The sequence below is a fragment of the Micromonospora echinofusca genome (assembly GCF_900091445.1).
In the GTDB taxonomy this organism is placed as follows: domain Bacteria; phylum Actinomycetota; class Actinomycetes; order Mycobacteriales; family Micromonosporaceae; genus Micromonospora; species Micromonospora echinofusca.
Map to the genome: position 1 here is coordinate 400,985 of NZ_LT607733.1, position 23,039 is coordinate 424,023.

18 protein-coding genes and 1 pseudogene are annotated in these 23,039 nt (G+C 74.3%); 12 read left to right on the top strand and 7 right to left on the bottom strand.

Annotated features, from left to right (window positions below; genetic code table 11):
• Positions 1-23 precede the first annotated feature (23 nt).
• The 3 genes from GA0070610_RS01970 to GA0070610_RS01980 all read left to right on the top strand — a co-directional run bounded on the left by GA0070610_RS01970 (position 24) and on the right by GA0070610_RS01980 (position 4,253).
• Positions 24-1,142: a GuaB3 family IMP dehydrogenase-related protein gene (locus tag GA0070610_RS01970; protein WP_088998431.1), complete on the top strand. Its 1,119-nt coding sequence runs from the start codon at positions 24-26 to the stop codon at positions 1,140-1,142.
• A 49-nt stretch (positions 1,143-1,191) separates the two neighbouring features.
• Positions 1,192-2,604, top strand: coding sequence for a M1 family metallopeptidase (locus GA0070610_RS01975; protein ID WP_088998432.1), 1,413 nt, complete (start codon positions 1,192-1,194; stop codon positions 2,602-2,604).
• 185 nt (positions 2,605-2,789) lie between these two features.
• Positions 2,790-4,253: a M1 family metallopeptidase gene (locus GA0070610_RS01980; RefSeq protein WP_088998433.1), complete on the top strand. Its 1,464-nt coding sequence runs from the start codon at positions 2,790-2,792 to the stop codon at positions 4,251-4,253.
• A 35-nt stretch (positions 4,254-4,288) separates the two neighbouring features.
• Here GA0070610_RS01980 and GA0070610_RS01985 read toward each other — a convergent pair whose 3' ends face one another.
• Positions 4,289-5,413, bottom strand: a complete 1,125-nt coding sequence (locus GA0070610_RS01985) for an LCP family protein (RefSeq protein ID WP_088998434.1) — start codon at positions 5,411-5,413, stop codon at positions 4,289-4,291.
• Positions 5,414-5,548: 135 nt separating this feature from the next.
• Here GA0070610_RS01985 and GA0070610_RS01990 point away from each other — a divergent pair, with 135 nt between their 5' ends.
• Positions 5,549-7,246 (top strand): FAD-dependent oxidoreductase, encoded by a 1,698-nt coding sequence (locus GA0070610_RS01990; protein WP_088998435.1) that lies wholly within the window; start codon positions 5,549-5,551, stop codon positions 7,244-7,246.
• Between the two features lie 18 nt (positions 7,247-7,264).
• On the opposite strand, the gene GA0070610_RS01995 is transcribed toward GA0070610_RS01990, so the two are convergent.
• Both GA0070610_RS01995 and GA0070610_RS02000 read right to left on the bottom strand, forming a co-directional pair.
• Positions 7,265-8,374, bottom strand: a complete 1,110-nt coding sequence (locus GA0070610_RS01995; protein ID WP_157747019.1) for a Brp/Blh family beta-carotene 15,15'-dioxygenase — start codon at positions 8,372-8,374, stop codon at positions 7,265-7,267.
• Positions 8,352-9,050, bottom strand: coding sequence for a bacteriorhodopsin (locus GA0070610_RS02000; RefSeq protein WP_088998437.1), 699 nt, complete (start codon positions 9,048-9,050; stop codon positions 8,352-8,354). Before GA0070610_RS02000 ends, GA0070610_RS01995 begins: the two co-directional genes overlap by 23 nt.
• 210 nt (positions 9,051-9,260) lie before the next feature.
• Here GA0070610_RS02000 and GA0070610_RS02005 point away from each other — a divergent pair, with 210 nt between their 5' ends.
• Positions 9,261-10,085, top strand: coding sequence for a bacteriorhodopsin (locus GA0070610_RS02005; protein ID WP_088998438.1), 825 nt, complete (start codon positions 9,261-9,263; stop codon positions 10,083-10,085).
• 46 nt (positions 10,086-10,131) lie between these two features.
• The gene (gene guaA, locus GA0070610_RS02010) at positions 10,132-11,685 is read left to right on the top strand and encodes a glutamine-hydrolyzing GMP synthase (protein WP_088998439.1); all 1,554 of its coding nucleotides are present in this window, start codon (positions 10,132-10,134) and stop codon (positions 11,683-11,685) included.
• A gap of 7 nt (positions 11,686-11,692) precedes the next feature.
• Here the strand turns inward: guaA and GA0070610_RS02015 are convergent, their stop codons facing one another.
• A complete protein-coding gene (locus tag GA0070610_RS02015) occupies positions 11,693-12,010 on the bottom strand; it encodes a PspC domain-containing protein (RefSeq protein WP_089003205.1) in 318 nt (105 codons plus the stop codon).
• A 144-nt stretch (positions 12,011-12,154) separates the two neighbouring features.
• Between GA0070610_RS02015 and GA0070610_RS02020 the strand changes: the two genes are divergently transcribed.
• The 3 genes from GA0070610_RS02020 to GA0070610_RS02030 all read left to right on the top strand — a co-directional run bounded on the left by GA0070610_RS02020 (position 12,155) and on the right by GA0070610_RS02030 (position 15,442).
• Positions 12,155-13,102, top strand: coding sequence for an NUDIX hydrolase (locus tag GA0070610_RS02020; protein ID WP_088998440.1), 948 nt, complete (start codon positions 12,155-12,157; stop codon positions 13,100-13,102).
• Between the two features lie 130 nt (positions 13,103-13,232).
• Positions 13,233-14,159, top strand: a complete 927-nt coding sequence (locus GA0070610_RS02025) for an NUDIX hydrolase (protein ID WP_088998441.1) — start codon at positions 13,233-13,235, stop codon at positions 14,157-14,159.
• Between the two features lie 362 nt (positions 14,160-14,521).
• The gene (locus GA0070610_RS02030; RefSeq protein ID WP_088998442.1) at positions 14,522-15,442 is read left to right on the top strand and encodes a CDP-alcohol phosphatidyltransferase family protein; all 921 of its coding nucleotides are present in this window, start codon (positions 14,522-14,524) and stop codon (positions 15,440-15,442) included.
• A 66-nt stretch (positions 15,443-15,508) separates the two neighbouring features.
• Here GA0070610_RS02030 and GA0070610_RS02035 read toward each other — a convergent pair whose 3' ends face one another.
• From GA0070610_RS02035 to GA0070610_RS02045, 3 genes and pseudogenes are all read right to left on the bottom strand, one after another.
• Positions 15,509-16,762, bottom strand: a complete 1,254-nt coding sequence (locus GA0070610_RS02035; protein WP_088998443.1) for a phosphatidylserine decarboxylase — start codon at positions 16,760-16,762, stop codon at positions 15,509-15,511.
• 732 nt (positions 16,763-17,494) lie between these two features.
• Positions 17,495-17,678, bottom strand: a pseudogene (locus GA0070610_RS02040) (hypothetical protein); the annotation flags it as partial.
• Positions 17,675-19,345 (bottom strand): PspC domain-containing protein, encoded by a 1,671-nt coding sequence (locus tag GA0070610_RS02045; RefSeq protein ID WP_231925878.1) that lies wholly within the window; start codon positions 19,343-19,345, stop codon positions 17,675-17,677. The gene GA0070610_RS02045 and the pseudogene GA0070610_RS02040, both read right to left, overlap by 4 nt.
• A gap of 171 nt (positions 19,346-19,516) precedes the next feature.
• Here GA0070610_RS02045 and GA0070610_RS02050 point away from each other — a divergent pair, with 171 nt between their 5' ends.
• The 3 genes from GA0070610_RS02050 (at position 19,517) to GA0070610_RS02060 (ending at position 22,819) form a co-directional block, all read left to right on the top strand.
• The gene (locus GA0070610_RS02050; RefSeq protein ID WP_089003206.1) at positions 19,517-20,785 is read left to right on the top strand and encodes an ATP-binding protein; all 1,269 of its coding nucleotides are present in this window, start codon (positions 19,517-19,519) and stop codon (positions 20,783-20,785) included.
• Positions 20,782-21,468 (top strand): response regulator, encoded by a 687-nt coding sequence (locus GA0070610_RS02055; RefSeq protein WP_088998445.1) that lies wholly within the window; start codon positions 20,782-20,784, stop codon positions 21,466-21,468. The genes GA0070610_RS02050 and GA0070610_RS02055 overlap by 4 nt, the downstream gene beginning before the upstream one ends.
• Positions 21,469-21,658: 190 nt before the next feature.
• The gene (locus tag GA0070610_RS02060; protein WP_172896350.1) at positions 21,659-22,819 is read left to right on the top strand and encodes a thioester domain-containing protein; all 1,161 of its coding nucleotides are present in this window, start codon (positions 21,659-21,661) and stop codon (positions 22,817-22,819) included.
• Positions 22,820-23,039 lie beyond the last annotated feature (220 nt).

A 23,039-nucleotide genomic window follows, 5' to 3' on the forward strand; every position in this document is an offset into this window, starting at 1 on the left:
CCCTGCGACAACTGGAGTCCCCCATGCGTGACGTGGTCGAGATCGGGCTGGGCAAGACCGCGCAGCGCGGTTACCACCTGGACGACATCGCCATCGTGCCGAGCCGCCGGACCCGGGACGTCGACGACGTCTCCACCGCCTGGCAGCTCGACGCGTACCAGTTCGGCATCCCCTGCGTCGGGCACCCCTCGGACGCGACGATGAGCCCGGCCTCCGCCGTCCGGCTCGGCCAGCTCGGCGGTCTCGGCGTGCTCAACGTCGAGGGCCTGTGGACCCGCTACGAGAACCCGACCAAGGTCCTGGAGGAGCTGTCCGGGCTCGACGAGGACGCCCGCACCACCAAGCGGCTCCAGGAGGTGTACGCGGAGCCGATCCGCCCCGACCTGATCGCCGAGCGGGTGCGCGAGCTGCGCGCCGGCGGCGGCACGGTGGCGGTGCGGGTCTCCCCGCAGCACACCCTGGCGCTGGCCCCGGTGATCCTCGACGCCGGCGTGGACATCCTGGTCATCCAGGGCACCATCGTCTCCGCCGAGCACGTCTCGACCACCGACGAGCCGCTCAACCTGAAGGAGTTCATCGCCGACCTGGACCTCCCGGTCGTCGTGGGCGGCTGCACCGACTACAAGACCGCCCTGCACCTGATGCGTACGGGCGCGGCCGGCGTGATCGTCGGCATCGGCGGCGACGAGTGGTCCACCACCGAGTCGGTGCTGGGCATCCGGGTGCCGATGGCGACCGCCATCGCCGACGCGGCGGCCGCCCGCCGGGACTACCTCGACGAGACCGGTGGCCGGTACGTGCACCTGATCGCCGACGGCGACATCCAGACCTCGGGCGACATCGCCAAGGCCCTCGGCTGCGGCGCCGACGCGGTGATGCTCGGCGAGCCGCTGTCGCTCTGTGCCGAGGCGCCGGCCGGTGGCGCCTGGTGGCACTCCGCCGCCAGCCACCCGTCGCTGCCCCGGGGCGCGTTCGAGACCGCCGGCGACCCGCTCGGCTCGATGGAGCAGCTGCTCTTCGGCCCGGCCGACGAGCCGGACGGCCAGCTCAACCTCTTCGGCGGCCTGCGCCGCGCGATGGCCAAGTGCGGCTACCGCGACCTCAAGGAGTTCCAGAAGGTCGGCCTGGTCCTCGACCGCTGACCTGCGCAAGCAGCACCACCCGCACCGGCCGCGCCGATAGGCTCGGCCGGTGCGTCGTACCCGCCGTCGGATCCGTCCCGCGCTCGCCGTCGCCGTCGTCGCGGCGCTGGTGTTCGCGGCCTGCACCGACGGCGGCGACGAGCGGGGCGACTTCCGGCCGGGAGCGGCCGACCTCGCCGACCCGTACGTGCCGGGGGCCGGCAACGGCGGCTACGACGTCGCGGGCTACCGCCTCGCCGTGCGCTACGACCCGGCGACCGACCGGCTCTCCGGGCGGGCCACGCTCACGGCCACCGCGACCGCGGCGCTGTCCCGGTTCAACCTGGACCTCGCCGGGCTGGACGTGTCGCGGGTGGCCGTCGACGGCCGGCCGGCCGGGTCCGCCCGCGACGGCGACGAGCTGGTGGTCACCCCGCGCGACGGGCTCTCCCGGGGCGCCCGGTTCACCGTCGAGGTGGACTACTCCGGCGTGCCGGCGGCGAAGACCGACGGGCAGCTCGGCAGCGGCGGCTTCCTGCACTCCGCCGACGGGGCGATCGCGCTCGGCCAGCCCTGGTCGGCGGCCACCTGGTTCCCGGTCAACGACCACCCGTCCGACAAGGCCACGTACGACATCGAGGTGACCGTCCCGGAGGGGCTGGCCGCGCTGAGCAACGGGGTGCCGGGGCAACGGACGAGCGCCGACGGCTGGACGACCTGGCGCTGGGCCGAGCGGGCGCCGATGGCCAGCTACCTGACGACCCTGGTGATCGGCGACTACCGGGTGCAGAGCGGCACGCACGCCGGCAGGCCGATGGTCACGGCGGTGCCGGCGAGCCTGCCGGCGACCGGGCCGGAGGCCGCCTCGCTGGCCCGCACCGGCGAGATCGCCGACTTCCTGGCCACCCGGTTCGGGCCGTACCCGTTCGACTCCTACGGCGGCGTGGTGGTCACCGACGGCCGGGTCGGCTACGCGCTGGAGACCCAGTCGCGGCCGGTCTACGGGCCGGGCTTCTTCCGCGGCGGCCGGCCCAACCTGGGCGTGGTCGCGCACGAGCTGGCCCACCAGTGGTTCGGCAACAGCGTGGCGCTGAGCCGGTGGAGCGACATCTGGCTCAACGAGGGCTTCGCCAGCTACGCGGAGTGGCTGTGGGAGGAGCACGACGGCGGTCGCACCGCGCAGCGCACCTTCGAGCTGGAGTACGCCGGCACCGACTGGTCCCGGCCGTCCGTCGACCCCGGACGGTCCCGGTTGTTCGGTGCGGCCGTCTACAAGCGCGGCGCGCTGGCCGTGCACGCCCTGCGCCGTACGGTCGGCGACGACACGTTCTTCCGCATCCTGCGGACCTGGACCGCCGAGCGACGCGACGGCAACGCCACCACCGACGACCTGGTCGCGCTGGCCGAGCGGGTCGCCGGGAGGCCCCTGCGTCCGGTCTTCGACGCCTGGCTCGTCGGCGGCACCGCCCCCGCGTTGCCCTGAGCCGGGCGGGCAGGGTCCGGGCCCCCGGCGACGCTCGGTAGGCTGCCGCCGGACCCCGGCGCCGCACCGCCCGGTTCGCGCCGGCCGCCTCCGCGCCGCCGGCCCGGGCGAGCGGCACCCGCCGGGCGCGGGTCCGCTAGGGCGTGGCCGGTGGGGCAGCCGGCGGCGCAGGGAGGGGCGAGGCGATGACGCTGTCGCGGCGGACGCTGTGTGCGGGCACCGGCCTGCTGCTGGCCGGGACGCTCGGGCTGACCGCGTGCGGGTCGGCCGACGAGCCGACCCCGGCACCGACCCCGGCCGCCGCCTCGCCGGGCGCGTCGCGTCAGTTCAGCCCAGGGGCGGCCGGCTCCGGCGACGAGTACTTCCCGACCTACGGCAACGGCGGGTACGACGTCAGCCGCTACACCGTCAAGGTGCGCTACGACCCGGCGGAGGACCGCCTGAGCGGAACCACCACCGTGCAGGCGGCGGCGACCAGTGACCTGTCCGCGTTCAACCTGGACCTGGCCGGGCTGACCGTGCGGTCCGTGACGGTGGACGGGGCCCCGGCGAAGCACGGCCGCAAGGGCGACGAGCTGGTCGTCACGCCGGCCCGCGGCCTGATCGCCGGCAACGGCTTCGTCGCCGAGATCGTGTACGAGGGCGAGCCGGAGCCGCTGCGCAACGAGGCACTCGGCGTCGGTGGCTTCCTGCACACCGAGGACGGGGCCATCGCCCTCGGGCAGCCCGAGTCGGCGAGCACGTGGTTCCCGGTCAACGACCACCCCTCGGACAAGGCCACGTACGACATCGAGATCACCGTGCCGGAGGGGTTGACGGCGGTCAGCAACGGCGTGCCGGCGGGGAAGAGCACGACCGGCGGCTGGACCACCTGGAAGTGGGCCGAGCGCAGCCCGATGGCGAGCTACCTGAGCACCGTGGTCATCGGCAGGTTCCGGATCACCGAGGGCGAGCACAAGGGACGGCCGGTGTTCCACGCGGTCACCACGGACCTGCCGAAGGGCGCGGCGGACCGGTCGATCGCCGGCACGGTCGAGGTGGCCGACTACCTGGAGAGCGTGTTCGGGCCGTACCCGGTCGGGGCGTACGGCGGCGTCGTGGTCGCCGACGACCGGATCCGGTACGCGCTGGAGACGCAGAGCCGCCCGGTCTACGGCGCGAGCTTCTTCTCCCGGGGCGAGAACACCGGCGTGGTGGCCCACGAGCTGGCGCACCAGTGGTTCGGCAACAGCGTGTCGCTGGCGAAGTGGCAGGACATCTGGCTCAACGAGGGCCTGGCCACGTACGCGGAGTGGCTGTGGGCCGAGCACGACGGCGGGCGTACCGCCCAGCAGGCGTTCGACGTCCGCTACGCCGGCTCGTCCGGCCAGGTGTGGCGTACGCCGCCGGGCGAGCCGGGGGCGGAGAACCTGTTCAGCGAGTCGGTCTACCAGCGCGGCGGGATGACCGTGCACGCGCTGCGGGTGGCCGTCGGCGACAAGGCGTTCTTCGAGATCCTGAAGACCTGGGCGGCGCAGAAGCGCGACGCGAACGCGACCACGGCCGAGTTCGTCGCGTTGGCCGAGCGGGTCTCGGGTGAGCAGCTCGACGACCTCTTCGAGGCGTGGCTGTACGGCACCCAGCGCCCCGCGCGCCCCGAGCGCCGGTGACGGTGCCCGTGCGCCCCGAGCGCCGGTGACGGTGGTCAGCGCGTGATGCGCAGCTTCGGGTTGGCGGCCAGGTAGGCGTCCGCCCGGCCGGCGCGCAGCTCGGTGAGGAACTTCCGCCCCGTCGACGTGAGTTCCTCGCCCCGGTAGGCGCTGCCCCGGCCCACGCCCGCGCCGGGCAGGTCGACCAGCACGAACCTCTCCGGCGTGAGCCCGCCGAGGGCGTACGCCACGTCGACGACGCGCGGCCCGCCCGCGTAGACCAGGGTGTCGCCGAGCGCGTCGACCACCTGCTGGACGCGTTCCGGCTGCCGGGCCAGGTTCTCGTCGAGGATCTTCGTGGCCATTGCCTTGATCAGTTGCTGCTGGTGGCGCTGCCGGGCGTAGCCGCCGCCGGTGACGTAGCGCTGCCGCGCGTAGTCCAGCGCCTGCCAGCCGGTGAGGTGCCGCTCGCCCTTCTCGTACACCATCTGCGGACCGACGTAGCCGCCGCCGCCCGGCGCGGGCTCCCGGTGCCGGCCGTCGGGGCGGCGGTGCAGCGAGACCACCCGCTGGTCGACGTAGAGGTCCACCCCGCCGAGGCTGTCCACGAGCCGGTCGAAGCCGTTGAAGGTGAGCACCGCACCGGCGTCGAAGCGCAGCCCGGTGTAGCCGCTGACCGTGCTCCGCAGCAGCTCGTACCCCTGGGCGGTGCTCGGCTGCTTGGGCTTGCCGGGCACCCGGCTGCCGTAGCTCATCGCGTGGGTGAGCTTGGTCTTCCCGCCGCGGTAGCCGGCCTTCGGGAAGGCCGGGATGTCGACCAGCAGGTCGCGGGGGAGGGAGAAGAGGTACGCGCGGTCGAGACCCTTCGGCACGTGCAGCACCAGTACGGCGTCGCCGTGCGGCTCCCAGCCCGGCACGCTGACCCGGGTGTCCACCCCGACGAGCAGGAGGTTGAGCGGGCCGGTGATGCCGGCGCCCGGCGGCACGGTCGGGCTCGGGCTGGGCGTGGGGCTCGCCTGCGGTGTCCCGGTGGCAGCCGTCGGCCCGCCGCCGCGCTGCGGCCCGTCGTCGCGGACGAGCCGGGTCACCACCAGCGTGCCCACGGCCACCAGGACCACGGCCGCGAGGACGGCCAGCCCCAGCATCCAGCGCGGGCGTGGTGCCCCTGTCCGCTCCGTCATGCGACACCCCCGTGTTGACAACGTCCGGACGGGGGCACCGAGTTGCGGGCGGGCGCCTCCGGATCGCGGACCGCGTGCATGATCCCGCGAAAACGGGCGCTGGCGCGATGGCTACTGAGCGGTAATGATGCGGTCATGCGGTACGACGTGCTCGTCATCGGGTCCGGCTTCGGCGGCAGCGTCACCGCGCTGCGGCTGGCGGAGAAGGGCTATTCCGTCGGGGTGCTGGAGGCGGGCCGGCGCTTCGCCGACGACGAGTTCCCGCAGACCTCCTGGCGGCTGCGGCGGTTCCTGTGGGCGCCCCGCCTCGGCTGCTACGGCCTCCAGCGGCTCACCCTGCTGCGCCCGGCCGACCGGAAGGCCGGCGGCGGCGTGCTGGTGCTCTCCGGCGCCGGGGTCGGCGGCGGCTCGCTGGTCTACGCCAACACGCTCTACGAGCCGCTGGACGCCTTCTACGACGACCCGCAGTGGCGGGACGTCACCGACTGGCGCGACGAGCTGGCCCGCCACTACGACCAGGCGAAGCGGATGCTCGGCGCCACCACGTACCCGCTGGTCACCCGCGCGGACCGGGCGATGCGGGCGGTGGCCGACCGGATGGGGGTGGGGCACACCTACCACGCCACCCCGGTCGGCGTGTTCATCGGCAGTCCCGGCCGGCGGGCCGCCGACCCGTACTTCGGCGGCGCGGGGCCGGAGCGCACCGGCTGCACGCACTGCGGGGGGTGCATGACCGGCTGCCGGCAGGGGGCGAAGAACACGCTGGTCAAGAACTACCTGTGGCTGGCCGAGCGGCTGGGCGCGCGGGTGCACCCGCTGACCACGGTCACCGCCGTGCGCCCGGCCGAGGGCGGCGGGTACGCGGTGCACACCGTGCGTACCGGGGCCTGGCTGCGTACGCGGCGGCAGGTGATCCACGCCGACCAGGTGGTCTTCGCCGCAGGCGCGCTCGGCACCCAGCGGCTGCTGCACTCGATGCGGGCGGAGGGTGCGCTGCCCGCGCTCTCGCCCCGCCTCGGCGAGCTGACCCGGACCAACTCGGAGGCGATCCTCGGCGCCTCGGTACCCCGCCGGCGGGCCCGCGAGCAGGGGCTGGACTTCACCGAGGGGGTGGCGATCACCAGCTCGTTCCACCCCGACCCGCAGACCCACATCGAGCCGGTCCGCTACGGGCGGGGCTCCAACGCGATGGGGCTGCTCCAGTCGCTGCTGGTCGACGGCGGGCCGCACCGGGTACGCCGCTGGCTGGGGACCCTGCTGCGTCAGCCCGGCACGGCGGCCCGGCTGGCCTCGGTGCGCGGCTGGTCGGAGCGTACGGTGATCGCCCTGGTCATGCAGTCGGCGGACAACTCGCTGACCACCCGGCTGCGGCGGGGCCTGCTCGGCCGGCGCCTGGTCTCCGGGCCGGGGCACGGCGCGCCCAACCCGACCTGGATCCCGGCCGGCAACGAGGCGGCGCGCCTACTGGCCGAGGAGATCGGCGGTACGCCCGGCGGCGCGCTGACCGAGCCGTTCGACATCCCGCTGACCGCGCACATCCTCGGCGGGGCCGTGATCGGCGCCACCCCGGCCGACGGCGTCATCGACCCGTGGCACCGGGTCTTCGGCCACCCGGGGCTGCACGTGGTCGACGGGGCGGCGGTGTCGGCGAACCTCGGGGTGAACCCGTCGCTGACCATCACCGCCCAGGCGGAGCGGGCGATGTCGTTCTGGCCCAACAAGGGCGAGCAGGACCCGAGACCGCCCGTGGGCTCGCCGTACCGTCGCCTTCCCCCGGTGCCGCCGCGCCACCCCGCCGTCCCCCCGGACGCCCCGGGCGCCCTGCGGACGTGACCAGGGCCCGGCGCCCGGTCAACTGCGGCGCCGGGTGCCCCGGTGGGGGAGCAGCCCGCCACCCGCCCGGCCCGGGGGCCCGGACCCGCGTCGGTCCGTCCAGGCGACCAGCGCCGCGTGCGGGAGGGTCAGCGCGGCCAGCACGGCGAACGTCGCGGGCAGCGGGTCCGCCCGGTGGCCGGGCCAGGTGACCAGGGCGATCAGGGCGACGACGGCGAGCACCGTGGGAACCGCGGCCTGTCGGGCGAAGCGACGCAGCGGCGGTCCGACCCGTCCGGTCGCCAGGTCTGCCGTGTTGCGCGGGTCGTGCCGCAGCAACCGGGCGACGTGGCGGCAGGAGTGCCAGAGCGCGAAGTACGCACCGATGGCCAGGGCCGGCGGCACGGTGCCGAACAGTGCGACGAGGAGGACGGGTTCGGCCGCGTCGCGGGTGCGTCCGGCACGCAGGTCCCGGCTCACGGTGAGCACGACCGCGTACAGCACGGTGGCCAACGCCAGTGCCCGCACCTCGACGGCGATCAGGCCCGGGACCCGAGGGGAGACAGCGGCCAGCACCGGGTCGACCTGGTCCCGCCAGAGCGCCAACGGAACGACCACCGGCGGTCCGCCGTATGCGAGCGTGGCGGCCACCGTCACGCGGGTGGGCCGCCGGTCCCGCTCGGCGTGGAACGCCACGTCGGCGGTGCCGAAGTGGACGACCGACACGACGAGGAACCCGACCAGCGCCACGTCCGGCGCGGCCTGGAAGGCCACCAGCCCGGCACCGGCCACGGCGGTGTAGACCACCAGCAGCGCCACGCGCGCCGGCATCGGCCGGACGCGTGCCGACAGCCAGGCGGGCACGAGGTGGTCGACCGCGCCGTGCGGGAGCCCGAGGAGCAGCCCGGCGACCAGGAAGGCCGGCGAGCCGCCCAGCCCGGCGGCGCCGATCAGCGGCGCCAGCGCCAGCAGCCCGCCGAGCGCGAACTGCGAGGCGGTCCCGGCACCTCGCAGCAGCCGGTCCGGCTGCGCCGGCGCCCCGGTTCCGTACGCGGACGACGGTCGGCGTCGGGGACGGGCCCCTTCCTGGGCCACCGGCACCGGAGGGGCGACGCCCCTGGCCGGGTCAGACGACGGTGAGGTGACCACGGTCGGACAGGGTGCGTAGCCGGCTGAGATCGACGATGCTCCAGCCCACCTTCGACAGGATGGACAGCCCGACGAAGAGCATGCTCGTGGTGGTGGAACCGAGCAGGCCCACCCCGGACGGGCCGAGGAGCCAGAACAGCGGGTAACCGACCCAGAGCACGCTGAGCAGAAGGGCAGCCTCCGTGTAGACGGCCGCGATCCGTTCCGGCTGGCGGTGGGCGTGGGCGCGCAGCGGTCCCCAGACCAGAGCGAAGACCGCGAGCAGGGACAGCATCCCGATCGCGTACAGGCCGTAGCGGGATGTGGCGTTCGCGGTGAGATCGGCTGCCAGGCCGCTGAGGATCACCACCACGTTCGCCCCGACGAGGGCGGTCATCAACCGCCAGCGGCGTCCGGGCAGGGAATGCGTGCCGGTCAGCATCAGGGCCACCAGCAACAGCGGGGCGGTGACCACCCAGTCGACGTAGCGCGCCCAGTAGACCGTGTGGCCGGCCACCTCCGCCCGTCCGCCGCCGAGCGCCATGACGAGATACCAGAAGCCGGACCAGAGCGGGATCGCGATCGCCACCCGGTATTCGCTGCGCGGAACTCCCCGTGGGTCCGCGCGCCACCGGTTGAACAGCAGGACCCCGCCCGCCATGGCGGCCACGTACGTCCACAGCCACCACTCGGTCATGTCCGCTCCTCGGCCGGTTCTGGGCGGCGCCGCGCCCGTCGGGCGGCGCTTGTGGCGGCCCGGAGGTGAGCGGGGCGCCGCTGCCGGCACGCCGGTGGAGATCTCGTTCGGGAGTCCGGTGCCGGCTGGCACAGATAACCTATACGCGTCAAAAGCCACTAAGTGGGCAATGGCGGCGGTTCGTGCCGCGAAGAAAGCCGTGAGGTCGCCGTGAACGTCGAGAACCTGTTCGGTTACAACGTGATCCAGTACACGCTGGTGTCCCACGTGCTCACCCTGGGCTTCGCGGTGATGGCTGCCGGGCTCGTCTACTTCCTCGCGACCCGCGGCTCCGCCGCACCGCGTTACCAGCTCGCCTCGGTGCTCTCCGCCGTGGTGATGGTGTCGGCCTTCTTCGAGCTGTGGGTGCTCTCGGAACGCTGGCGCCAGGCGTTCACCTGGAACGGGACGGCCTACGTCCAGACGGACGTGCTCTTCTCCAACGGCTACCGGTACATGAACTGGTCCATCGACGTCCCCGTCCTGCTGATCCAGTTGCTCATCGTGCTGGGGATCACCGGTCGGGCGTTCCACCTCAACTGGGCGATGTTCGTGGTCGGCGGCCTCGGGATGATCTACACCGGCTACGCCGGGCAGTTCTACGAGGTGGACCGCTCGGCCCCGTACTGGATCTGGGGCCTGGTCAGCACGGCGTTCTTCCTGTTCCTGCTCGTCCTGGTCGCCCGGGTCATCTTCGGCAGCCTGGCCCGGCTGCCGGAGTCCGCCCGGGGCCCCGCGCGCGCCGTCTGGTGGCTGGTGCTCGTCTCCTGGCTGCTCTACCCGGGTGCCTATCTGATGCCGGCGATGTGGGACTCCGCCGACGGGGTGGTGGCGAGGCAGATCACCTACACCGTGGCCGACATCACCTCCAAGGTGATCTACGGCGTGCTGCTCAGCGTCATCGCGCGCAAGGTCAGCGCCGCCGAGGGGTACGCCCCGGCGGTCGAGGACGACGTCGCCCGCCCTCGCGGGGGGATCACCGCGGCGGCGCGGTGACGGACCGGCGGGGGTGGCGCGGGTGCCGTCGGTAGGATCTGCTGCCATGAGCACGCCTCGCCCCGTCCTCGTGGTGGACTTCGGAGCCCAGTACGCCCAGCTCATCGCGCGTCGGGTGCGTGAGGCCAACGTCTATTCCGAGATCGTGCCGCACTCGATGCCGGTCGCCGAGATGCTCGCGAAGGACCCGGCCGCGATCATCCTGTCCGGCGGCCCGTCGAGCGTCTACGCGCCGGGCGCCCCGCAGATCGACGCCGGCATGTTCGACGCCGGGGTGCCGGTCTTCGGCATCTGCTACGGCTTCCAGGCGATGGCCCAGGCCCTCGGTGGCACGGTGGCCCGCACCGGCAACCGCGAGTACGGCGGCACCCCGCTGCGCGCCCGTCCCGAGGCCGGGGTGCTGCTGCGCGAGCTGCCCGGCGACCTGCCGGTCTGGATGAGCCACGGCGACTGCGTGACCGAGGCCCCGGCGGGCTTCACGGTGACCGCCGAGTCGGCGGGCGCGCCGGTCGCCGCGTTCGAGGACGTGGCCGGCCGCCGCGCCGGCGTGCAGTTCCACCCGGAGGTCGGGCACACCGCGCACGGCCAGGAGATGCTGCGCCGCTTCCTGCACGACATCGCCGGGATCGAGCCGACCTGGACGCCCGAGAACATCATCGACGAGCAGGTCGCGCGCATCCGCGAGCAGGTCGGCGACAAGGAGGTCATCTGCGGCCTGAGCGGCGGGGTCGACTCGGCCGTCGCCGCCGCGCTGGTGCACCGGGCCGTCGGCGACCAGCTCACCTGCGTCTTCGTCGACCACGGCCTGCTGCGCGCCGGTGAGGCCGAGCAGGTGGAGAAGGACTACGTTGCCGCCACCGGCATCAAGCTCAAGGTGGTCGACGCGGCCGACCGGTTCCTGGGGGCCCTGGCCGGGGTCACCGACCCGGAGCAGAAGCGGAAGATCATCGGCCGCGAGTTCATCCGGGTCTTCGAGGCCGCCGCGCGGGAGGTCGCCGCCCACGGCGACGTCGAGTTCCTCGTGCAGGGCACCCTCTACCCGGACGTCGTCGAGTCCGGCGGCGGCACCGGCACCGCCAACATCAAGAGCCACCACAACGTCGGCGGCCTGCCGGAGGACCTGAAGTTCGCCCTGGTCGAGCCGCTGCGCACGCTGTTCAAGGACGAGGTCCGCGCGCTCGGCCTCCAGCTCGGCCTGCCCGAGGCGATGGTCTGGCGGCACCCGTTCCCGGGCCCGGGCCTGGCGATCCGCATCATCGGCGCGGTCGACCGGGAGCGGCTCGACCTGCTGCGCAGGGCCGACCTGATCGCCCGGGAGGAGCTGACCGCCGCCGGCCTGGACCGGGGCGTCTGGCAGTTCCCGGTCGTGCTCCTGGCCGACGTGCGCAGCGTCGGGGTGCAGGGCGACGGCCGCAGCTACGGGCACCCCGTGGTGCTGCGGCCGGTCTCCAGCGAGGACGCCATGACCGCCGACTGGTCCCGGCTGCCCTACGAGGTGGTCGCCCGGATCTCCACCCGGATCACCAACGAGGTCGCCGAGGTCAACCGCGTCGTGCTGGACGTGACGAGCAAGCCGCCGGGCACGATCGAGTGGGAGTGATCCCGCCTCACGCCGCCGGCGGGTAGGCCGGCGGTGCCGGCTGCGCGCCGTCGGCCGGCGGCACGGTGGTCGACGCGGCCTGCGCCGGGTGCGGCCAGGCCGGCGCGCCGGCCGGCTCCTCGGGCATCAGGAACCACATGATCGGGTACGCGAGCAGCGCGAGCCCGCCGGTGAGCAGGCCGACGACGGCGAACACCACCCGGACCAGGGTGGGGTCGACGGCGAAGTACCGGCCGAGGCCGCTGGCCACGCCGGCGACCATCCGGTCCGTGACGGGCCGGCGCAGCTGCTTGTACGGGGGCTGGGGCGGGGTGGTGTAGGTCATGTCTCCACGGTCCGCGCCGGTCGTCGGGTCGGCCTCGGTGACCGCCCGGATCCCTACCCTGAGCCGGCCCTGAGGCGCGAGCATTCAGTCAGGAATCTGACTCTTATCGATGGAGACAACCTGGGCCGAGGAGAATTTGGCCCCGTGACCACCATGCTGGAGCCGCTCCGCAGGATCGCGGCATACGCAGTTTGTGCTGATTCAGTCGGCCGGGTGTTGCTGGTCCGCGCATCGGAGCGCTCCGGCACCCCCGGCACGTGGTCGCTGCCCGGCGGGGCGGTCGACCACGGTGAGGACCCCCACCACACCGTCGTCCGGGAGACCGCCGCCGAGACCGGCCTCTCCGTCACCGTCGCCGGCCTGCACGACGTGCTCGCCGACATGCGGGCGCTGCCGGAGCGGGGCATCACCATCCACACCGACCGCCTGATCTACCAGGTCTCGGTGCGGGGCGGGACGCTCGCCGACCGGGTCGACCGGCCCACCGACCTGGCCCGCTGGTTCACCCCGGCGGAGGCGCGCGAGCTGCCGCTGCGCTCGTTCACCGCCCGGGCGCTGGGCCTGCCCGCCTCGTCGGCCGACATCGTGCCGGACGAGGCGCCGGAGTTCCCCTCGTTCTACGCCGTGCCCGGCCCCGACGGGCTGCACCGCGCCCAGCGCTTCGCCGCGTACGCCGTGGTGACCGACCCGGACGGGCGGGTGCTGCTCACCCGCGTCTCCGACGGCTACCCGGGCGCGGGCTGCTGGCACCTGCCCGGCGGCGGCACCGACTACGGCGAGCAGCCCGGCGCCGCCCTGATCCGGGAGCTGGTCGAGGAGACCGGGCAGAACGGCCGCCTCGTCGAGCTGCTCGGCGTGGCCAGCCACCGCGATGCCGCCTCCCTCGGCCCTGAGGGCTACCCGATCGACTGGCACGGCGTACGCGCCTTCTACCGGGTCGTCGTCGACAAGCCCGCTCCGCCCACCGTCGCCGACGTCGGCGGTTCCACCTGTGAGGCCCGCTGGTTCGCCCGCGACGAGCTGGGGGCCCTGCCGACCGACCGGCTGACCGAGGTGACGGCGGAGGCCGTCCAGGCCGCCCGCCTGGCCTGACTCTCCCACCCCCTGCCTCCCGTTCGCCGATCATGAGGTTGACCGGGCGGCGCGCGAGCTGCGCTGCGACTAGCCTCATGATCGACGGGGCAACCCGGGAGCGGCTGGGCAGGCGGGGGAGTGCGAGCGGGTGGAGCAGCGGCGGCGGGTCGGCGCGTACGGGGTGTGTCGGCGTTCGGACGGGCGGGTGTTGTTGGCCCGCGGCTCGGGCTCGTGCCCGTTCCCGGGCGTCTGGCAGCTTCCCGGGCGCGGGGTCGAGCACGCCGAGCATCCGGCGCACGCGGTGGTCCGTGGGTTCGCCGAGGAGACCGGCCTCACGGTGGAGGTGACGGGGCTGCGGGCCGCGCTCGCCGACGTGACGACCTTCCGGGACGCCGGCGTCGAGGTGCACACCGACCGCCTGGTATTCGACGTCGTCGCGCGCGGCGGCGAGCAGCGACCGGCGCAGGCCGGCGGCAGCGACGAGCTGGGCTGGTTCACGACCGACGAGGCGGCGGCGGTGCCGCTGATGCCGTTCACCGCCGAGCTGCTCGACCTGCCCGTGACGCCCCTGCCGTCCGATCTGCCCCGTTCGTCGGCGACCGAGCCCGCCGCCGCGCTCCCGCCCGACCGGCGGCAGCGCTTCGGGGCGTACGGCCTGGTCACGGACCCCGCCGGCCGGGTGCTGCTCACCATGATCGCCGACGGCTATCCGGGCGCGGGCCGGTGGCACCTGCCCGGCGGCGGGACCGACCACGGCGAGCAGCCCGTGTCCGCCCTGCTGCGCGAGCTGGTCGAGGAGTCCGGTCAGCTCGGTCGGGTGGTCGAGCTGGTCGGCGTCGACAACCTGCACAATCCGGCCGCGCTGGGCCCGGAGGGACGCCCGCTCGACTGGCACGGCGTCCGGGTGGTCTACCGGGTGGCGGTCGACGTGCCCACCGAGCCACGGGTGACCGAACTCGCCGGCGGCTCCACCGCCCGGGCGGCCTGGTTCACGCCCGGGCAGCTCCTCGGGCTGCCGCTGACCGAGATCGCCGTACTGGCGCTGGCCGGGGGCCCCGCCGCCGGCCGTCCGTAACCGGACATCGGCGTCCCTGACGCCCGCTCACCGAGCCGGTGGAGACGGGGTCCGGTACATTCGATGTGGGGTTGGTGGAGGAAACGGGCGATGGAGCCCGAGATGGGAATAAGAGCGCGGTTCGAGCGGTTAGACCAGATATAAGTACCGCCGGCAGCTATCGCCAACCCCCGTTCCCCTATGCGATGGTGTACTCCGCAAAACGGCTGCCGGGCCAGAAAGGTCCGGCACGAGACAGCCGGACACCCGCCCTCGCGGCGGTAAGCCGATCCGGTGATGGAGGAAACGTGCCGAGAGCCCCATGGCGCCGGCGTCGTACCACTGACAGTCCGCGTCCCGCAGGGCGTCGTTGGGCGGGCCCGTTGCGCCGCAGCAGCACGCTCGCCCGGCAGGTGCTGCTGGTCCGGGTGGGGCGCCGCGACGGTGACCTGCACGGAGGCAGCGACCTGTCGATGCCCGAGCACCGCTACGCCGACCGGCCGCGCCGCCGCAACGGGTTGACCCGCGTCGAGCGCGCCGAGGTCGCCTCGATCGTCCCGGTCAGCCCCGCCCTCGGCCCCACGACACCGGTCGACGACGATGCCGCGATGTCGATCCCGCTGCTTCCGGGCGAGCGGACGGTCGCCCGCCGGATGAAGTTCGCGGTGGTCAACGCCTGCACCCTCAGCAGCCTGATGCTCGGCATGCTGGCCATCTTCCTGGCGATGCAGGGCGAGGTGCGCGTCGCCGCGCTCTTCCTGATCGCCTGCGTCATCTTCGACGGCCTCGACGGCGCGCTCGCCCGCAAGTTCGGCGTGGCCAGCCCGTTCGGCGCGCAGATGGACTCGCTGGCCGACATGTGCTCGTTCGGCCTCGCCGCCCCGGTGGTCGTCTACGCCTCGCTGGCCGGCTCGGTCTCGACACCGGCCGCCGCGGTGGCCTGCGCCCTCGTGGCGGCGTGCGCGGCGATCCGGCTCGCCCGGTTCAACGTCTCGCCGAAGGACGGCAGGTTCTTCTGCGGCGTGCCCACCACCATGGCGGCCGCCGTGCTCGCCCTGACCGTCGCCATCGGGCTGCCCGTGCCGGGCATCGTCCTGGTCGCCGGCGTGGCGCTGCTGGCCTTCGCCATGGTCTCCAGCTTCCCCTACGCGAAGCTCGCCCGGCTGGTGAAGCTGCCGCCGTGGCTGTGGCTGGCCCCGGTGATCGGCGCGCTGATCGACATCCGGCTCACCTTCGCCCTGATCGTGGTCGGTTACCTGGTCAGCGGCCCGGTGCTCTGGCTGCGTCAGCGTCGCACCGCCTGAGGCACGTACGCGAGAAGGGGCGCCGCGATCCGCGGCGCCCCTTCTTCGTGTCGTCCGTCCGGTCCGTCAGCGCCAGCGGGCGATGACGCTCGAACCCCCGACGACCTTGTCCCCGGGGCCGACCAGCGGCTCCGCGGCGTCGGCCGGCAGGTAGACGTCGGTGCGCGAGCCGAACCGGATCAGGCCGAAGCGCTCGCCCCGGGCCAGCAGCGCGCCGATCGGCGCCCGCTGCACGATCCGCCGGGCGATGAGGCCGGTGCGCTGCGCCACGACCACCGTGCCGTGCGCGGTGTCCAGCACCGTATACGCGGCCACGTTGTGCTCCGCCGCCGGCTTCATGGCGTTGGCGAAGCCACCGTCGGCGACGAAGTAGTCGACCACCTTGCCGGCCACCGGGGCACGGTTGACGTGCACGTCCAGCACCGACAGGAAGACCGCGATCCGCAGCCACTCACCCTCGCCGAAGCGCTCGTCGTGCAGCCGCTGCACCGACAGCACCCGACCGTCGGCCGAGGCGACCACCGCCGACGCGTCCTCCGGTACGTCGCGCTCCGGGTCCCGGAAGAAGGCGGCCACCGGGGCGGCGGCCAGGGCCGGGAGCAGCCAGAGCTTCGACTTCGGCCGGGTGGCCCGGGCCACCGCGGCCAGGCCCAGCGCGATGCCGGCTGCGGCCACCCCGTTGGAGTCGATGTGCATGCCGCGGGTCAGCGGGACGCTGGACGGGCGGTACGCCGGGGCCAGCCCGACCGCCGACGCGGCGTCGGCCGGGGTGTAGCGGAGCCGGTACACCCGCAGCGGCGGCGTGTTGCGCAGCACCAGGTCGACGCCGACGCCGTACAGCGCACCCTGCCGGTCCAACTCGGCGGCCGCGCCCGCGGTGCGCCCCGGCGTGGCGGTCGTGGCCACGCTCAGCACCGCGCCGTCGGTGAGGTACTTCGTCAGGCCCTCGACGGTGGCGCGGGTCTCGTCGGCCGTGCCGGTGAGCGGCTCCGCGGCGACGACCACCGCGGCGGGCTCGGCCTCGGCGAGGGTGTCGACCACTCGGACCCGGTCGGCCACCCAGCGGCCCTGGGCGGTGACGTGCTCGCGCAGGGCCGCCGCGGACGCCGACCCGGCGGGCACCAGGGTGAGGGTGTCGCCGGGCAGCAGCGCGTCGATCGCCGCGGCCAGCACCGCGGACTCGGGCGTCGCGCCGACCAGCAGCGCGGCCTTCGGGTCGTTGATCCGGGCGAGCTCGGAGACGAGGGTACGGGCGGCTCGCTCGCCGATGCGGACCGGACCGGAGCGGCCGGAGGTGCGCACGGCGGGGGACTGCGTCATGTCGGACGGACTCCTGACGGGGTAGAGACGGGAATCGCGGCGGGACCGCCACGGCGGCGCGGTCCGGCCGGCGCGGCGGCCAGGTCGGCGCGGGCCGGCCGGCGGAGGGCGAGTTCTCCACGGCCAGCATAGGCCGCCGCCGACAGCGTCCGCACCGCTGTGGTCAGCCGCGCGGGCGTTCCTCGTCGGCCAGCGACCGGTCGGTGTGCCGCTGCGGCGCGCCCTCGTCGGCGGCGCGGTCCTCCACCGCCTCGGGCCGGACGTCGGTGACGGCCTCCGTCGGCCACTCGTCGGCCTCGCCCCCGGCCCGGAGTCCGCCTGCCGTCGGCCCGTCCGTCGTCTGCCCGGTGGCCGTCGGCTCCTCCGTCGTCGGTCCGGCGGTGGCCGGCTCCTCCGTCGTCGGTCCGGCGGTGGCCGGCTCCTCCGTCGTCGGTCCGCTCGGCGGCCATCCGGCCGTCGTCGGTGCGCCGGTCGTCGGCGCGGAGACGTCCCACTCGGACCGCGTGCCCCAGTCGGTCGGTTCGCCCCAGTCGGAGCGCCGGCCGCCCCACGCCGTCGGCTCGTCGGCCGGCGCGGGCCGGTCGAGGTCCCAGCGGGTCGGGTCGACCTCGGCGGGCTGGTCCGTCCCCACGCGGCCCGACGGCTCGGGCGGGGCCGAGGCGGAGCCGACCGGTTCCGAGGCCCCGGGGCCGTCGTCGGGGGCGGCGGCGTCGCGGGGTGGGGCCGTGTCGGCGCGCCCGTAGCGCAGCGCGCCCACCAGGCCCAGCAGGCCGATCAGGATCAGCGCGCCGGCCAGGAACCAACCCACCGCCGGGAGGGCGAGCCCGAGCAGCTGCGCGAGCAGCCACCACGCGGCGAGGCCGAGGAAGATCAGCCCGAAGGCGAACGACACGATGTCGGTGCGGTGGGCCTTCACCGGGTCACCTCCAGGTTGCCGGCGTTGACGTGGATGTAGAGCCGCAGCGCGCCGCCGCCGGCGCCGTCCGGGCCGAGGTCGGTGGTCTCCCGCAGCTCGCCGGCGAGCCCGCCGGAGCGCTTGCCGAAGACGAGCGCGTCGCCGGCGTTGACGTCGGCCACGGTGGTGACGTCGACGTTGGGCGGCACGACCACCGTGCACTCGCCGAAGTTGACGGCGACGGTGATCTCGGTGTTCTTCTTGTCGAAGTCGACCGCGCGCAGGTCCAGCACGGTGTCACCGAAGCTGTTCTCGTACCGCAGGGCCAGGTCGCGGTGGTCGGTGGGCGCCCAGGTGACGTTGCCGTCGACGCCCCGGATCCGGTCGTAGGACTCGGCGACGGTGGCCACCCCGAGCGCGGCGGCGGCCACCACGCCGAGCGCGATCAGCCAGCGGGCCCGCCCGAACCAGGTGCCGACCAGCAGCCCGAACCCGATGGTGGCCACCGTGGCGGCGAAGTACGCCGACGCCCCGACGTCGAAGACGTCCAGCAGGTCGACGACGGCGACCACGCCCAGGGCGAGGAAGATCAGCGAGAACGTCACCGCGCCGAGCGGGGAGCGCTCGCGGGGTCGCTTCGGCGGCTTCACCCGCGGCTTGGGCGGCGCCGGCGGCACGGGGGTCTGCGCGGCGTACGGGCCGTGCGGGGCGAACGGGGGCCGGTAGCCCGGTGGCCGCGGCGAGGCGACGGGGTGGGCCGGTGCCCCCGACGTCGCGGCCGGCCAGCCCGAGGTCGGGGCGGGCCAGCCCGAGGTGGGCGGGGCCGGCGGCCAGCCGGCGGTCGGCGTACCCGGCGAGGGGCGGACGGGCGCGACCGGGACGGCCGGCGGCCAGGCGGGCAGCTCGGCGGTCTGCCCGGCCGGCGGGGTCGCGACCGGGGCGTTCCAGGCGGCCTGGGTGGCGGTCCCCGGCGGGGACGGGGCCGTGACGGGGGGCACGATCACGGTCGGCGGGGCCGCGTACGCGACCGGAGCGGGGTGGGCGACCGGCGGCACCGGCCCGGGCGGAGCACCGGGCGGCCCGGGCACGACGGGGCCGGCCGGAGCCTGCTGGGCGCCCCTGTTGTCGCGGTTGAGCAGCAGCGCGCCGCCGACCAGGATGGTGGCGCCGAGCAGCACCGCCCGGAACGCGTCCGTGACGATGTAGCCGAAGCTGATCGCGACCAGGATGCTCAGCACGATAACGGTGACCGGGGACATGCTGGACCGGCCCCGGCCCAGCATGGACTCGACGGGGGAGGCGCTGTCGCCCTCGCCCGGGATGATCAGCCACGCGGTGACGTAGACCAGGATGCCGATGCCGCCGAAGAAGCCGAGCACCGCCAGCAGCACCCGCCAGAGGACGGGGTCCGTGTTCGTGGCCCGGCCGATCGCCGCGCAGACGCCGGCCAGGTAGCGGCCGTCGCGGGGGCGCACCAACCCGTACCGCGAGGTGAAGCCGGCGCCGCCGAACGACGGCTGCGGTCCGGGGCCGGGCCCGGGCGGTGGCGGCGCACCCGTGCCCCCGGCGGCGGCCGGTGCGGCCACGGGCGGCGGTGTCGCGGAGCCGCCGGGTGGTGTCGCGGCGGCCGGTGGCCCACCCGGCTGTGCCGCCCCGGGACCGGCGGACTGGGCAGCTTCCTCGCTCATGCCTCGATCCTGCTGCCCCGACCCGCCGGACGGCCTCAGGAGCCGACCCTGACCCCACCCTGAGATCCCGGTGGCCCGAATGTCGGGGGCGTCCCCGTGGTCGGGCGACGGCGCGCCGTGTGACGATCGATCCGGCGCCGGCGACGGACCGTCGCCCGCCGCGTGCCCGTCGTGACCAGGGAGTCTCCGATCAGTGCCGTGACCCAGCCACCGCGCCTCTACCGCGCCCCCGAGCACCGGATGGCCGCGGGGGTGGCCGCCGGCATCGCCGACCACCTCGGCATCTCGGTGCTGCGGGTACGCGTCGCCTTCATGGTGCTGCTCGGGCTGAGCGGTCTCGGCCTGCTGCTCTACGCGGCCTTCTGGGCGGTCGTGCCGCTGCGCCCGGGCGACACCGCCGTACCGCCCCGCAGGGACGTCGCCCAGCTGCTGCCGTTCGTGGTCATCGGCCTCGGCGTGCTGCTGGTGCAGGTGATGGTCTTCGACTCGATCGGTGCGGCGGGCACCGCCGGCTGGCTGGTTGCGATCATCGCGGTCGGCGCCGGCGTGATCTGGCACCAGTCGGCCCCGGAGCGGCGGCGGCAGTGGGGCGACTCCATGCCGGTGCCCTGGCTGGGCGCGGTCGTGGAGGAGAGCGACCGGCGGGCCTTCGTGCTCCGGTTCATCGGCGGTGGGGTGCTGGTCGCGGTCGGCATCATCGGTGTCGCCGCGGTCTACTCCCCGGCGCAGAACTTCGACGCCGTGCTCAACGGCGTGATCTTCGCTCTGGTGGGGCTCGCCGGGGTCGGCGTGGTGGCCGCGCCGGTGCTGTGGCGGACGTACAACCAGCTCCGCTCGGAGCGCGAGGGGCGCATCCGCGAGCAGGAGCGGGCCGAGCTGGCCGCCATGGTGCACGACCAGGTGCTGCACACCCTGGCCCTGATCCAGCGCAACGCGAGCGACGTGAAGACCGTCCAGCGGCTCGCCCGGGGGCAGGAACGCTCGCTGCGCAACTGGCTCTACAAGCCCACCGGCTCGCCCACCGAGCGGTTCGCCGCCGCCCTGGAGCAGGCCGCCGCCGAGGTCGAGGACACGTTCGCGATCACCGTGGAGGCGGTGGTGGTCGGCGACCGGGAGACCGACGAACGGGTCGGCGCCCTGGTGGCGGCGGCGCGCGAGGCGCTGGTGAACGCCGCCCGGCACGCGGGGGTGCAGACCGTCTCGCTCTATGCCGAGGTCGAGCCCGAACAGGTCAGCGTCTTCGTCCGGGACCGGGGGAAGGGCTTCGACCCGGATACGGTGGAGGATCACCGGCACGGGGTCCGGGGTTCGATCATCGGGCGGATGAAGCGGCACGGCGGCCGGGCGGAGATCCGCTCCGGGCCGGGGGAAGGGACCGAGGTCCGGTTGATCCTGCCGATCAGCCGGGACTCGGCAACGGCGGAAAGGGACAAGGGATGACCGAGCAGTCGATGGAACCGGTCGAGGGGGCGGCTGCCCGTACCGAGCGGCTGCGGGTCTTCCTCGTCGACGACCACGCCATGTTCCGGGCGGGGGTCCGCGCCGAGCTGGGCGCGCACGTCGAGGTGGTGGGCGAGGCGAGCACCGTCGGCGAGGCGGTCACCCGGATCGCCGTCACGCTGCCCGACGTGGTGCTGCTCGACGTGCACATGCCCGACGGCGGCGGCCGCGCGGTGCTGGAGGCGATGCGGCGTACCCACCCGCAGGTCAAGTTCCTGGCGCTGAGCGTCTCGGATGCGGCGGAGGACGTGATCGGGCTGATCCGGGCCGGCGCGCGGGGCTACGTCACCAAGACGATCTCCCCGGAGGAGCTGGCCGCCGCGGTCCGGCGGGTGGCCGACGGCGACGCGGTGTTCAGCCCCCGGTTGGCGGGGTTCGTGCTCGACGCGTTCGCGGCCCGTCCGGACGCCCCGGTGGCCGACCCCGAGCTGGACCAGCTCACCAACCGCGAGCGCGAGGTGCTGCGGCTGCTCGCCCGGGGGTACGCGTACAAGGAGATCGCCAAGGAGCTCTACATCTCCATCAAGACCGTGGAGACGCACGTGTCGAACGTGCTGCGCAAGCTCCAGATGTCCAACAGGTACGAGCTGTCCCGCTGGGCGGCCGACCGTCGGCTCGTGTGATCCATTTCTTTTCCCCGTCATTTGGGACGGAAGCGACGAATGTGGCCCACAGGGGCTGACAAACGATCAACTGCCGTCACATAATGCCCCGTCGCGTTCTCGCGTGCGGGTGGTGCGCATCCCGCGGGAATGGCGGCTTCACGCAACCCGCCGTACGCGGGTCACCCCTGGGGAGAGGTGCACGAATCTGATGTTCGGACAACGAGGACGGCGCTGGGCGCGGATCGCCCTGGCGACCGTCGCCGGTGGCGCGCTGGCACTCGGCGCGGTGGCGCCGGCCGCCGCCGCCGACAAGACCGGCGTGGCCAAGTCGGTCAAGGGCAGCAACGTCACGCTCATGCTCAACGGGCAGCCGAAGAGCACCGGTGCGCTGGCGCTCAAGATCGATGGCAAGCTCGTCCCCGCCTTCTGCATCGACTACCACACCAACGTGGCGATCGACGGCAAGTACAAGGAGGGCACCTGGGACGAGTCCCAGGTGAAGAACCTCGGCAAGGTGCAGTGGGTGCTCACCCACGGCTACCCGAACGCCGACGCCGCCAAGCTGCTGGCCGCCGCCGGCGCCACCGCCCCGGCGCAGGCCGACGCCGACAAGCTGCTCTACTTCGGCACCCAGACCGCCATCTGGAACTTCAGCGACGGCATCAAGCTGGGTGACTGGGTCGACAACTCGAAGCTGCTCGGCAAGAAGCAGTACGACGTGGTCAAGAAGGTCCACGACTACCTGGTCGCCAACGCCACCGACCAGCCCGAGCCGAAGGCCGAGCTGAGCGTCGACCCGGCCAGCGCCAAGGCCACCGTCGGCGAGAAGGCCGGTCCCTTCACCGTCAAGGGTCCGGCGGGCGAGATCACCGTCGCGGTCGACGGCGGCTCGGCGGTCGACGCCGAGGGCAAGCCGGTAACCACGACCACCAACGGCGGGCAGTTCTGGCTGGTCGCCGACGGCGCCGGCGAGGTGAAGGTGACCGTTTCCGCCCAGGACTCGGTCTCCTTCGGCCGGGTGTTCCTCTTCACCGGCGAGCGCGCCGCGCAGAAGCTGATCCTCGGTGGCAGCACCGGCGCCACCGTGACCGCCAAGGCCGAGGCCGCGTTCGCCGCCGCCCCGTCCGAGTCGCCGTCGCCGAGCGCGCCGGCGGAGTCGCCGTCGCCCAGCGCCCCGGCGGAGTCGCCGTCGCCGAGCGCCCCGGTCGACAGCCCGGCCCCGTCGACCTCGCCCGCGAGCAGCGGCGGGGACCTGCCGCTGACCGGCTCGCCGATCGCCGCCTCGATCGCCGCCGGTGTGGCGCTGCTGGCCGCCGGCGCGGTCGCCGTGCTGCTGTTCCGCCGTCGCAAGCTGCGCTTCACGGCCTGATCGACGCCCGCTCCACGGCCCCGGCCCCGGCACCGCCCGCGCGGTGTCGGGGCCGTCCGCTGTCCGGCCTGCCCGGCGTGTCGGATCGCCCGGACCACCCATGGCACCAGCCCCCCGAAGGCGACCGCACCACCCTGGCCGACGCCACCATCGACCGACTCCTGAGCGGCGACCGCGCCACGGCCCTCGGCCAGCAGTCCCGGGGGCGGCCGCCGCCCCC

Excerpts from the sequence above, each read along its gene's own strand:
- GA0070610_RS02055 (WP_088998445.1), top strand. The coding sequence starts at position 20,782 with ATGACCGAGCAGTCGATGGAACCGGTCGAGGGGGCGGCTGCCCGTACC.
- GA0070610_RS01990 (WP_088998435.1), top strand. The coding sequence starts at position 5,549 with ATGCGGTACGACGTGCTCGTCATCGGGTCCGGCTTCGGCGGCAGCGTC.
- GA0070610_RS01980 (WP_088998433.1), top strand. The coding sequence starts at position 2,790 with ATGACGCTGTCGCGGCGGACGCTGTGTGCGGGCACCGGCCTGCTGCTG.
- GA0070610_RS02045 (WP_231925878.1), bottom strand. The coding sequence starts at position 19,345 with ATGAGCGAGGAAGCTGCCCAGTCCGCCGGTCCCGGGGCGGCACAGCCG.
- GA0070610_RS01970 (WP_088998431.1), top strand. The coding sequence starts at position 24 with ATGCGTGACGTGGTCGAGATCGGGCTGGGCAAGACCGCGCAGCGCGGT.
- GA0070610_RS02015 (WP_089003205.1), bottom strand. The coding sequence starts at position 12,010 with ATGACCTACACCACCCCGCCCCAGCCCCCGTACAAGCAGCTGCGCCGG.
- guaA (WP_088998439.1), top strand. The coding sequence starts at position 10,132 with ATGAGCACGCCTCGCCCCGTCCTCGTGGTGGACTTCGGAGCCCAGTAC.
- GA0070610_RS01985 (WP_088998434.1), bottom strand. The coding sequence starts at position 5,413 with ATGACGGAGCGGACAGGGGCACCACGCCCGCGCTGGATGCTGGGGCTG.
- GA0070610_RS02060 (WP_172896350.1), top strand. The coding sequence starts at position 21,659 with ATGTTCGGACAACGAGGACGGCGCTGGGCGCGGATCGCCCTGGCGACC.
- GA0070610_RS02000 (WP_088998437.1), bottom strand. The coding sequence starts at position 9,050 with ATGACCGAGTGGTGGCTGTGGACGTACGTGGCCGCCATGGCGGGCGGG.
- GA0070610_RS02035 (WP_088998443.1), bottom strand. The coding sequence starts at position 16,762 with ATGACGCAGTCCCCCGCCGTGCGCACCTCCGGCCGCTCCGGTCCGGTC.